This window comes from Microvirga makkahensis (assembly GCF_009830105.1).
Classification (GTDB): Bacteria; Pseudomonadota; Alphaproteobacteria; order Rhizobiales; family Beijerinckiaceae; genus Microvirga; species Microvirga makkahensis.
Genome location: NZ_WURB01000004.1, coordinates 378,590 through 391,053 on the forward strand (window position 1 = coordinate 378,590; position 12,464 = coordinate 391,053).

General features: G+C 66.1%; 4 protein-coding genes. All 4 read left to right on the forward strand.

Annotation, left to right across the window (positions count from 1 at the left end; all coding sequences use genetic code 11):
• Positions 1-260: 260 nt before the first annotated feature.
• Entirely contained in the window at positions 261-1,958 is a 1,698-nt protein-coding gene (locus tag GR328_RS08305; RefSeq protein ID WP_160884049.1) for a peptidase domain-containing ABC transporter, read from the forward strand.
• Positions 1,955-4,144 (forward strand): peptidase domain-containing ABC transporter, encoded by a 2,190-nt coding sequence (locus GR328_RS08310; RefSeq protein WP_160884050.1) that lies wholly within the window; start codon positions 1,955-1,957, stop codon positions 4,142-4,144. Before GR328_RS08305 ends, GR328_RS08310 begins: the two co-directional genes overlap by 4 nt.
• The gene (locus tag GR328_RS08315) at positions 4,141-5,571 is read left to right on the forward strand and encodes an HlyD family type I secretion periplasmic adaptor subunit (protein ID WP_160884051.1); all 1,431 of its coding nucleotides are present in this window, start codon (positions 4,141-4,143) and stop codon (positions 5,569-5,571) included. Before GR328_RS08310 ends, GR328_RS08315 begins: the two co-directional genes overlap by 4 nt.
• Before the next feature lie 10 nt (positions 5,572-5,581).
• On the forward strand, positions 5,582-12,464 hold a 6,883-nt coding region (locus GR328_RS08320), incomplete at its 3' end, for a hypothetical protein (protein WP_205789816.1).

Below are 12,464 nucleotides of genomic sequence, written 5' to 3' on the forward strand. Positions count from 1 at the left end.
CAGCGGCACTCCATGCCAATTTCGTTAACTTTACGAAGAGTTAATAGGGGCTCGGATCGAATACGGCGTTGACTGCGATCCAATACTGCTTACGCTGTTCCGCATAGATCATATCTATCTATGGCAGATTGATAGCGCTCCCTCAGGGTGATGCAGTGTCAAAGGCATGATGCCGACCTGCCATACCGGTGAGAGCCCGGTATTTCCCCTGACAATCTCGTTTGTCCTCTCCCTGCGGCCGAAAGGTGCATGGTCGTGCCATGGATAGACTCACCGGTTCTACTGGATCATCTCCTGCTGACACAGCACCTTGGCTGACGCGCCCATTCGCCAGTTCGATCAGCCGCCACGGATCTGCATTCTTCATTCTGGTCCTTGAGGCGACGCTGGTGATCACGCTCCTGGCATTGGCGTTGCCGGCTGCCCTGCTCCAGGTCTACGACAGGATTCTCCCCAACAAGGGTGTCGGAACACTGGTCGTGCTCGCGATGACGGTGACAGCGGCCATTGCGCTGGAAGCCCTGGTCAGGCACGTGCGAGGGCGGCTGCTGGCCCGGGTTGCGGCCACATCTGAAGCTCAAGCCCACCGCCAGGCGATGGAGCGCCTGCTGAATGCCCCTCTTTCGGCCCTCGAGGCCCATGGCAACGGCTATTATGCCGAGCGCCTGTCGGCAATCGGCACATTGCGCGAGGCATGGTCGGGCCCAGCCCTACAGGCGATGCTCGATCTACCCTTTGCACTGTTGTACTTGGTCGGTATCTGGTACTTGGCCGGGCCGCTGGTGCTCGTGCCGCTCACGATCCTCAGCTGCGTCGGATTGCTGGCGGCCCTGACCGGCCGCCGCGTCCGCGGCGCGGCGCACCATCTCGCCGTTGCAGAGGAGCGCCGCTTCAACTTCCTCTTCGACGCGTTGAGCTGCATCCATGCCATGAAGGCCTTGGGGGCCGAGCCCCTGCTCGAGCGCCGTTATGAACGCCTGCAAGGCGGTTCTGCTCAACTGCGCCGCACGCTGATGCACAGCATTTCCGCAGGGCAGGAGGCCGGCATGCTGCTGGCTCAGACGGCGACCGTCGGCGTCGCGGCCTTCGGCTGCCATATGGTGCTCAACGGTCAGCTCAGTGTCGGCGGTCTCGGAGCATGCACGATGCTGGTGGGCCGCACCATGCAGCCCCTCCTGGGCGGCGTCGCGCTGTGGTCACGCCTGCAATCGCTGGCGGAGAGCCGAAGGCGCGTGGCGGAGATCGGTGCGCTTCCGCAGGAACGGAACATCGACCGGCCGCCGCTGCAGGTTCAGGCCGGGCACGTTCTCCTGCAAGACGTGCGGTTCCGCACCTGCGGCTTTTCCGACCGGCTGTTCGAGAGCGTGTCGCTGGAGGTCAAGCCGGGCGAGATCATCGGGGTGACGGGAGCGAACGGCTCGGGCCGCTCGACCCTGCTGCGGCTGATAGCTGGCGACCTCCAACCCGAAGGCGGCCAGGTGCTCATCGACGGGCAGAACCTCGCTCAGGTCAACATCGGACCCGCCCGTCCGCTGATCGCGCTGGTGCAGCCGGATCTTGCCCTGGTCCGCGGCACCCTGCTGCAGAACCTGACCCTGCATCAGCCGGAGCGCGAGGCTTCCGCTCTGCACTTTGCAGCCGAGCTGGGTCTGGACCAGGTGGCGAGCATGCTTCCCGGCGGTTGGCACACCCCGGTGGGCACTGCCGCGACGCCCCTGCCGCGCGGCGCGGCTCAACGCATCGGCGTGGTCCGCGCGCTGGTGGGGGGGCCTCGCATTCTTCTGCTCGACGACATCACCACGCAGCTCGATGCCGACAGCGATGCGAGACTTGCCAGGTTGCTGGCGGGGCTCCGGGGCAGGGTGACGGTTATCATTGTCACGCACCGTCCATCTACTCTCGGCATCGCTGACCGGGTGTTCGCTATTCGCGATGGACATCTGGAGCCTATGACATGAGCGGGTCCGGCGAAGAATTCATGAGCGAACCGTTGCATATCCCCCAGGATCTGCTGACCCCATCGGATCTTTCGCTCTGTCTGCCGGTGATGTTGTGGGCGCTTGGATGGGCCGGTGGGCCCGACGACCTGCTTGCGGCGCTTCCGCATGCCAAGCCGGATCTCGACGTCACCGATCTGCGCAACACATTGGCGGTGCTCGGATACCCGACCCGAATAGGGCGGCTAAAACGGGGCCGTCTCGATCGGCGCCGGCTGCCAGCCATCCTGCTGACGCCGAGCAAGGGTGCCACTGTCCTCTATCGCGCCGAGGCCGGTCAGGTCGTCCGGTATGACCCCGTCTCGGGAGAGGCGGCCGCCTGCGCGCCGGAGAGGTTGTGTGGGACCTTGCTGCTGGTGGAGGAGCCGCAGGCGGGATCGTCTCGTCAGGGCTGGTTCGGCAGCGTGGCGCGTCGTTTCCGCGGCGATCTTCCGATGCTGTTCGGCATCAGCGGATTGATGGCCTTGCTCGGTCTGGCCGTTCCGGCATTCACCATGGCGGTGTTCGACACCGTTATCGCCGGCCACAGCCCGGACACGCTGCCTATGCTGATTGCAGGCGCGGGCGGCGCGATCCTTGCAGAGACGGCCTTTCGCATCATGCGTCAGCGCGCGTTGCTGAGAATAGCCGAACGCTTGGACCGGCTGGTTCCGAACGCGGTCTTCACTCAGCTCATGTCGCTGCCGGCCGCTCTTGTGGAAAGGGCGGGCACAGCCTCCCAGGTCTCGCGCCTGCGGGACTTCGCAGCCATTCGCGAGTTCCTCACCGGCAGCTTCGCCATCGCAGTGCTGGATATGCCATTCACCCTTCTGGTCATCGTGATGATGGTGGTCCTGGGCGGGTGGATCGCGTTCGTTCCTGTTGGAACCGCGCTGGGTTTCGTTCTCCTGTTCCTGATGTTCCGGACGCCCATGCGCCTCGCCATTGAGCAGGCGGCACGCACCGCTCAAATGCGAGAGGCACTGGCTGTGGAGGCGCTGGAGGCGATCCGCACTCTGAAGCTCGGAAGGGCCGAGCAGCGCTGGACCGAACGCTATGCTTCCGCTGCTGCCGCCGCTGCTACGGCTTCGGCACGGGTGAGCACGCTGGCGGGTGCTGTGCTCGCCGCCAGTCAGGCGCTGGTCGGTCTGTCCGGGCTCGCGGCCGTGGTCATCGGGGTACTCTCGGTTCTGAACGGCACCATGAGTGCAGGTGCATTGATCGCCGGCATGATGTTAATCTGGCGCGTGCTCGGCCCGATGCAGACCTTCTTCGCGATGCTCTCGCGGTGGGAGCAGACACAGGCCTCCGTGCGCCAGGTGGACGGGTTGATGGCCCTGGAGACGGAGCGACCGAGCCCTCTCGAAGCCCGGATGGCCCCTCCAGAACAGGGGGCGATCGCGTTTCATCGCGTCACACTGCGTTACCTCCCGCAATCGGAACCCGTGCTGGCGGGGGCCAGCTTCTCGGTGCAACCGGGGCAGGTGGTGGCGATCACCGGGGCCGAAGGGGCTGGTAAGTCCACCCTCCTGTTGCTGATCGCGGGCCTGTATCGCCCCCAGGGTGGGTTGATCCGCATCGATGGTCACGATGTGCGCGCCTTCAATCCCGCTGTGCTCAGGCGCAGTATCGGCTGGGTGCCGCAATCCCCCGGGCTGCTCTACGGCACCGTCGCCCAGAATTTGCGCCTTGCCCGCCCTAGCGCCACGGACGACGAACTGCGCGCGGCCGCCGCCGAAGCAGGCGTTCTCGAAGCCATCGAAGCATTACCGCATGGCTTCGATACCCGGGTCGGCGACAATTACAGCAGTAGACTGCCCCGCAGCATTCTGCTGCGAATAGCTCTTGCGGGCGCATTGCTCCGCGACGCTCCCATCCTGCTACTCGACGAACCGGTCTCCGGCCTCGACGACGCATGTGCGAAAGCGTTCACCGACGTGATCGCCTCTCGCCGCGGCCGCTGCACCATTCTCATGGCGACTCACCGGCCCAGTCACATCCGGCTGGCCGATCGCGTCCTGCGCATTCGTGACGGATTGGTGGAAGAGGTCGAGCCGCAGACCTCGCCGATCACGCCGCGCCCGACGAGGGCGCCAATAGGCGGATCAGTGGTGAACGCTGCCTTCGCAGGCGGCCTTGCCGCTACCGGCGTCAGAGATAGACAATGACCCACACGACAACATCATCGTCCGCCGCCAGGCCTGCATCGGCATCGTCCCTCCCGCGGGCAAGTCGGGTACCACGTCCCGACAGTCATGTCCTGGCGCTGGAGGAGCTGCGGGTCCATGCGCTTGAGCGCGCGGTCGTCCTGGGAGCGGGTCTGCTTGTCGCCGCCACCCTGGTCTGGGCCTCCCTGACAAAAGTGCCGGAAGTTGCCGTCGGAGTCGGCGAGATCGCACCCGCCGTGGCGCTTGCGCCCGTGCAGCATCTGGAGGGCGGGATCGTCCATGAGGTGCTTGTCGCCGAAGGCGAGATGCTCGAAGCCGGGCAGCCTATACTGCGTATGAGCGATGCCGCAGCACAGGCTGATCTGGCCCAGGCCAAGCTCAGGCTCGAATCCTTGCAGATGCATTCGCAGCGCCTGGTGGCGGTCGCGGAGGGCAACATCAACATCATAGCCCTGCGAGGGCGCATGGAAACCGCTGCGGCTGCGGTGAATATCGGCGGCCAGGCCGACGACGTGCCGTTTCTCTCCGCCAGTCCGTTCGCGGCTCCGGAGCGCGCTGCCCTGGATGCGCGCCTGCGTGCGCTGGCCGACCGCATTGCCGTCCTGAACGAGCAGGTGGCGCAAAGGCGCAGCGATCTCGCAACGCTTTCCGGGCAAATCGCATCATTGCAGGAACAGATAAACCTGCATTCCCGTGAGCTGGGCATTCGCGAGGATCTGGCCCGCGATGGCTTGACGACGCGCCTGTCCGTCCTCGAAGCACAGCGCCTGCTCATGAGCGCGAAGGCCGAGCATGAACGTTTGAACGGGCAATACGCCTCCGCCCTGCGCAGTCTCGCGGAATCCGAGGCGCGGGTCTCCGAAGCGCAGTCGACCGCAATCGATGAGGCGCGTCACGAGGCGGCGCGCGTCGCCCTTGAGATCGCCGAGACGGCTGAAGCCGTCCGGAAGCTGGAGGATCGTGCGGAGCGTACTCTCCTGCGCGCGCCCATTGCCGGAATCGTGCGCGGGCTGAGCGTGCACCGGCCGGGAACCGTGTTGCCGCCCGGCGGTCTCGTCGCCGAAATCGTGCCGCAGGATGCGCCGCTCGTTGCGGATGTGCGCCTGATGCCGCGCGACATCGGATTCATTGAGGTAGGACAGACTGTCCAGCTGAAAGTGCAAGCCTTCGACTATTCCCGCTTTGGTTCCGTCGAAGGCGTTGTCGAACGGATCTCGGCCGGCACCTTCCTCGACGAGCAACGCCAGCCGCATTACCGCGCACGCATTGCACTCAAACAGCAATATGTCGGCCATGATCCGCGCGTGGCGCGGCTTGCAATCGGCATGACGGTTCAGGCGGACATCACGACAGGGCACAAGACCGTCCTGCAATACCTCTTGAAGCCGATCTATTCGGCAGTTGCGGCATCGTTCCACGAGCGCTGAGAGCAATGAGATGAGCCAGCACCCCGATCTGACGATCCCTCCCGATGCCAGCGTCGTCGACGAGGAAGTCCTGCGTGTGCTGAGAGCGGTGCAGCGTTCGCTCCCGCAAGGGGACGGCGGCTCGGACGGACATCTGGTGGGCGGCATCGCCACCGCTGCGATGTTCGGGATGGTGCAGGGAGATCCCCATGGAGGAGGCGCGCCGGGATCATCTGAAGCGGCACGGGAGCAGTCTCTCCACGCGATCAGGTCGCAGGACGAACCGCTGAGGCGATTGGATATTCCGCAGCCTGGCCGCATGACGATCCTGCCGGATTCTCTCGTGTCGGCACCATCGCTCGATCCGACTCCGAAGGCCCTGTCGAGGAGTGCTGCCAGTTACGGTTCTTCCGGAGCCGCGCCCCAGGGAAATACCGCCGCATCCATGCCGGAAGAGACGCTGATCGGCGCCGATACTCCACCCGAGCAGCCAGTCGTGGTGACGCCGCCGCCCATGGTCGACATCCCGGAGATCGTGCCTGATCCTGCAGCCGATGTTCCCCTGGCGATGGCGCGCGACGTCTCCGGCGAGGAGGATACGGCGATCGCCCTCGACTTGGCGGCCCGCCTGGCGGATCTTGACGGCTCGGAGGTGCTGGCGATCAGCCTCCTGGACGTTCCGGACGGGGCCAAGCTCTCGCACGGCTGGCGCGCGCCCGACGGCAGCTGGAGCGTCGATCCCGCCGACCTGCCGCATCTGACTCTCACGCCTCCACCTGACTTCTCCGGCCCAATCGAGCTGACCCTGCGGGTCAGCGCACAGGCCAAGAACGGCAGCGCGGCCGTGACGGAAAGCCCCTTCGTGGTGCAGGTGGCCGCGGTGGCGGATGCTCCGGACGTGACGGTGGCGGACGCGCAGGGCCGCGAGGATGCGCCGGTGGCGCTCCGGCTGACGGCCGCGCTGGCGGACACCGACGGTTCGGAGGTGCTGTCGGTGACGATCCTGGGAGTGCCGGAAGGGGCTTTGCTCTCCCATGGCACTCAGGTTTCCGCAGGCACCTGGGTGGTCTCTCCCGCCGATCTCGAGCACCTGAGCCTCACGCCGCCCCGGGATTTCTCCGGCACCATCGCGCTCACGATCAGAGCCACGTCCCGGGAGACCTCGAACAAAGATGAGGCGACGGTCGAGGCGGAGTTCCAGGTGCGGGTGGATGCGGTGGCCGACGCGCCCCGCGTCATGGCGCTCGACGTGGCCGGGCGGGAGGACGAGCCGATCGGGCTCGACCTGTCGGCTGCGCTGGCCGACACCGACGGATCGGAAGAACTCTCCACCGTGACGATCACCGGTATCCCAGCGGGGGCCTTTCTGTCCCATGGCAGCCGAGCGTCGGACGGCGGCTGGGTGGTGGACCCGGCCGACCTGCCTCACCTCGTGCTGACGCCGCCCGAGAACTATTCCGGAATTCTTGATCTGACCGCGCGCGTGACGTCGCGGGAAAGTGCGAGCGGTTCTGCCTCCACCACGGAGGTTCCTTTCAAGGTTCGCGTGAGCGCCGTTGCGGATAAGCCCGAGATCCGCGCGGAGAACGTCGCCGGAAAGGAAGACGACGCCATCCCGCTGAAACTCGATGCGAAGCTGACGGACACCGACGGTTCGGAGGTGCTGTCGGTCACCATCCTGAATGTGCCGGAGGGGGCTTCGCTTTCGCATGGCACTCAGATTTCCGCAGGCACATGGATTGTCGCCCCGGCCGATCTGGCGGATCTGAGAATGACGCCGCCTAAGGACTTCTCCGGCACGATGAACCTCACCTTGGAAGCCCTGGCGCGGGAGAGCTCGAATGGCTCGGTGGCCACGAGCCGCACGTCCTTCAGGGTGCAGGTCGATGCCGTTCCCGATGCACCCGACATCACCGCCGGAAGTGCCCGGGGCAACGAAGATTCGACCATTCCCCTGAATCTCTCGACAAAAGTGGGCGACAAGGACGGGTCGGAGGAGATCTCGTCCGTCATCATCTCCGGCGTTCCCGATGGCTTCGTCCTGACCTGCGGCACCCGCATCTCGGAGGGCACCTGGAGAATCGGCCCCGCGGACCTGCCCCATGTCGCCATCGTTCCGCCGGAAAACGCCTCCGGCACATTCGACCTGACCATCACGGCGACAGCCAGGGAAAAATCGAACGGCTTGGAGGAGTCCTCGAGCAAGACCTTCCAGGTTCACGTCGAGGCCGTTCCCGATCAGCCCGGCGTGAGCGCGCAGGACGCATCAGGCCGGGAGGATGCAGCGATAACCCTCGATATATCGGCCGCTCTGGCGGACACGGACGGCTCGGAGGTTCTCTCCATCGTGATCCGTGGTCTGCCGAAAGGCACGCAGCTTTCCGCCGGCCAGGAGAGCAGTGACGGCAGCTGGGCCTTGACCCCTGCCGAGCTTTCCGGGCTGAGGATGACGCCGCCTGCGCATTGGAGCGGCGATCGGATTGTGACCGTGGAGGCTTGGTCCCGCGAGACGTCGAACGGTGCGGAGGCGACCAACAGCACCACCTTCAGGCTCCAGGTCGAAGGAGTGGCCGACGCGCCGTCCGTCACGGCCAGGAATGTCTCGGGCCACGAAGACAAGGCGATTTCCCTGAATCTGAAGGCGTCTCTGGTGGATGCCGATGGTTCCGAGACGCTGTCGGTCATCGTTTCAGGTGTCCCGGACGGCGCGGTGCTGTCGCATGGCACGCCGTTGGCCGACGGCAACTGGAGTGTCAAGGCATCCGATGTCTCGAAGCTGAAACTGACGCCGCCACGGGACTTCTCCGGCGATATCAAACTCACCGTTCATGCGACCTCGGCCGAGGGAAACGGCGACACGGCCTCAACGGAGAAATCGCTCGTCGTGACGGTAAAGCCTGTCGCGGATGAGCCCGAGATCCACGCGGAGGACGTCGCCGGAAAGGAAGACGACGCCATCCCGCTGAAACTCGATGCGAAGCTGACGGACACCGACGGTTCGGAGGTGCTGTCGGTGACGATCCTGGGAGTGCCGGAAGGGGCTTTGCTCTCCCATGGCACTCAGGTTTCCGCAGGCACCTGGGTGGTCTCTCCCGCCGATCTCGAGCACCTGAGCCTCACGCCGCCCCGGGATTTCTCCGGCACCATCGCGCTCACGATCAGAGCCACGTCCCGGGAGACCTCGAACAAAGATGAGGCGACGGTCGAGGCGGAGTTCCAGGTGCGGGTGGATGCGGTGGCCGACGCGCCGGGATTGCGCGTGAGCCCGTCCGTGGGGAATGAAGATACCCCGATTCCGCTGCACGTGGGCGCCTGGACGACGGATCGCGACGGTTCCGAAAGCATCGTCGGCTTCCGTCTGGCGGATGTGCCGGATGGAGCCATCGTCACGGCCGGGGGAATCGTGCTGGAGAGAGAGGCCGACGGCAGCATCCTGGTGATGCCGGACGTCATCCACACGCTCTCCATTACGCCACCTTCCCAATCCGATGGCGATTTCACCCTTCGGGTTTCCGCCATCTCGGCGGAGCCCAACGGCAGCGAGGCGGAAAGTGCGCCGATGGACCTCCCCGTCACGGTTCGCGCGGTGGCCGACGCTTCCACCTTCACCAGCACGAGTGCCAGCGGCTTAGAGGACAAGGCCATCGCCCTCCACCTGGAAGCCGCCACGCTCGACGGGGACCGATCCGAGACGATCACCTTCGTCATCTCCAATGTGCCGCCCGGGGCCGTCCTGTCGGAAGGGACCTATCGCGGCACCGGCATCTGGTCGCTCACGGCCGAGGAAGCTGCTCGCGTGACCCTCCTGCCGCCTCCCGATTATTCGGGAACCATCGAGCTGACCGTCGCGGCCATCTCTCAGGAACGGAACGGCGGCGACCAGGCGGTGACGAGGATCGCCTTTCCGGTCCATGTCCAGCCCGTGGTGGATACGCCTGCGGTCGGCGGCCTCGACGCCGATCTCGGAAACTGGGGCACGATGAACGGCCTCGAGGATCAGCCGATCAGGCTCGTCCTCGACCCGGGTCTTTCCGACAGGGACGGCTCGGAAGCGGTTGTGGGCGACATCCTCATCGGCAATGTTCCCGAGACGGCGGTCCTGAAGCTCGCCGACGGAACGGTGATCGAAGCGAGCCCGGATGGGCTGTATCGGGTTCCGGCTGCGCAGATGGAAGGCGTCACGCTGACCATGCCCCCGAACAGCGACGATAAGGTGACGCTGACGATCGAGATGACGGTGGAGGATTCGGGAGGCGATCCGGAGACGATCCGGGGCCACATGGTGGTCGATCCGCTCGGAGACGCTGATAGCCCGACGCTCGAACTTGGGCCGTCGAACGGGACCGGTCACGACAGCATCGACGCGGATGACGGCTGGATCGCGCTGCAAATCGCGGCGGACACGACCGACAAGGACGGCTCCGAGACCCTGCACATGCTGGTGCGGGATGTACCGCCGGGGGCCTCACTCTCGGCCGGTAGCCCTGTCGGCAACGGAGTATGGCTGGTGCCGGTGGAGTCCCTCTCCGGGCTTTCCATTCGTCCGCCGGCGGGCTGGTCCGGCACCTTCGATCTGACGGTGACGGCTATTGCGGTCGAGCGGGAAGGCGACCAACACGCCCTCAGCGAGCCCCTCACCGTGACCGTAACCGCACCCGACGGGAGCGGAGGCGGAGGAGACAGCGGCGGAGGAACCGGAGGCGACGGCGGATCCGCTCCCGTTCCCAAAGCGGCTCAGCCACCCGTCCTCGCCGTTTCGGACGCGATCACCAACGAGGACAGCCGAGTGGAGCTGTCCATTGAGGCCGCGACTGCGGATTCCGATGATGGCGCCGAATTTCTGGGTGTGCGCATCCAAGGCGTGCCGGAGGATGCGCGGCTCTCGGCGGGCATTCGGGATTCCGAGACGGGCGACTGGCTGCTGCGGCCTTCCGACCTCGCGAACGTGGAACTCATTCCCCCGCCCGATTTCTCCGGCACGATCACTCTGACCGTGCAGGCGATTGCGCAGGAGGCGACGGGTGATCAGTCGGTGACGGTGGACACGCTGGACATCGTGGTCACGCCCGTTGCCGACTCAGCCGACATCGAGGTTTCCCCGAGCGCCGGTGTCGAGGATCAGCCGATCTTGCTCGACCTCGGCATCCGTCCGGGCGACAGTGACGGCAGCGAAATCGTCACAGCCATCCTTTTGTCGGGTTTGACGGACGGAGCGCGGATCGCCGATGGTCCTGGCATTACCGACAACGGCGACGGAACATGGACGATCGATCCGGCGCACCTCGCCGACATTCGCGTGCTCCCGCCTGCCGACGGCTATGGTCGGCTTGAGATCACTGTGGAGGTGACGACCCGGGAAACGGCGAACGGCCACACGACAACAACGTCGAAGATCATAGCGATCGATGTCGCACCGGAGGCGGATCTACCGACCGTGGTCGCGCATGATGCATCCGGCGGGGAGGACGGGCGAATCGAGCTGAACCTTTCGGCCAGCCTGAACGATACCGACGGCTCCGAGGTGCTCTCGATCGTGATCGATGGTCTGCCCGCCGGAACGCGTCTTTCCGCGGGTCTGAACAATGGCGACGGCAGCTGGACATTGACTCCTGAGCAGCTCTCCGACCTCGCCGTGATTCCGCCCGCCGACTGGAGCGGCACGATGGATCTGACCGTGCTGGCCCATGCCCGCGAGCGCTCCAACGGCTCCGTCGCGACGAGCCGCACGTCCCTTGAGGTACGGGTCGAAGCCGAGGCCGATGTTCCCCTGGCGATGGCGCGCGACGTCTCCGGCGAGGAGGATACGGCGATCGCCCTCGACTTGGCGGCCCGCCTGGCGGATCTTGACGGCTCGGAGGTGCTGGCGATCAGCCTCCTGGACGTTCCGGACGGGGCCAAGCTCTCGCACGGCTGGCGCGAGCCCGACGGCAGCTGGAGTGTGGATCCCGCCGACCTGCCGCATCTGACTCTCACGCCTCCACCTGACTTCTCCGGCCCAATCGAGCTGACCCTGCGGGTCAGCTCGCGTGAGGAGAATGGCAGCACAGCCGTGACGGAAAGCCCCTTCGTGGTGCAGGTGACGGCTGAGGCGGATGCCCCGGACGTGACGGTGGCGGACGCGCAGGGCCGCGAGGACGCGCCGGTTCGTCTGGACGGACTCGGCGGCAGCCTGCGCGACGGCGACGGATCGGAGACTCTGCGCTTCGAGCTCAGCGGCGTTCCGGAGGGCGCAACGCTCAGCGCCGGCACGGATCTCGGCGGCGGGTGCTGGGCGCTCACCGAGGCCCAGCTGTCCGGGCTCACCCTGACCCCGCCGCCCGATGCCTCCGGCACCTACACGCTCACTCTGGAGGCCATTGCCACGGAACGGGCGGGCGGTCCCAGCGCCCGGACTTCCGCCAGCTTCACGCTCACTCTCGATCCGGTGGCTGACGAGGGCACGATCACCGGCTCCGCCGCGGGCGGCGAGGACCAGTGGATTGCGCTGCAGCCGGCCTTTACAACGCCGGACCAGGACGGCTCGGAGAGCTGGTCGGCGACCACCACCGTGTCGGGCCTGCCTGCGGGTGCGGTGCTAAGCCAAGGCCGGGAGACCGAGACGGGGGTGTGGGAGGTGTCGACGGCAGCGCTGCAGGCCGGGGAGGTGGCGCTCCTGCCGCCGCCGAACAGTGACGCTCGGTTCAGCCTGACGCTGACGGCCACGCTGAGGGATGAGGCGAACGGTGCGAGCGACAGCCGAGTGGTGAGCAGCCGGGTTGATGTGACGGTGACGGCTGAGGCGGATGCCCCGGACGTGACGGTGGCGGACGCGCAGGGCCGCGAGGATGCGCCGGTGGCGCTCCGGCTGACGGCCGCGCTGGCGGACACCGACGGTTCGGAGGTGCTGTCGGTGACGATCCTGGGAGTGCCGGAAG

Bases quoted from the DNA above. Each gene is read 5' to 3' on its own strand.
- GR328_RS08305 (WP_160884049.1), top strand. From the start codon at position 261: ATGGATAGACTCACCGGTTCTACTGGATCATCTCCTGCTGACACAGCA.
- GR328_RS08310 (WP_160884050.1), top strand. From the start codon at position 1,955: ATGAGCGGGTCCGGCGAAGAATTCATGAGCGAACCGTTGCATATCCCC.
- GR328_RS08315 (WP_160884051.1), top strand. From the start codon at position 4,141: ATGACCCACACGACAACATCATCGTCCGCCGCCAGGCCTGCATCGGCA.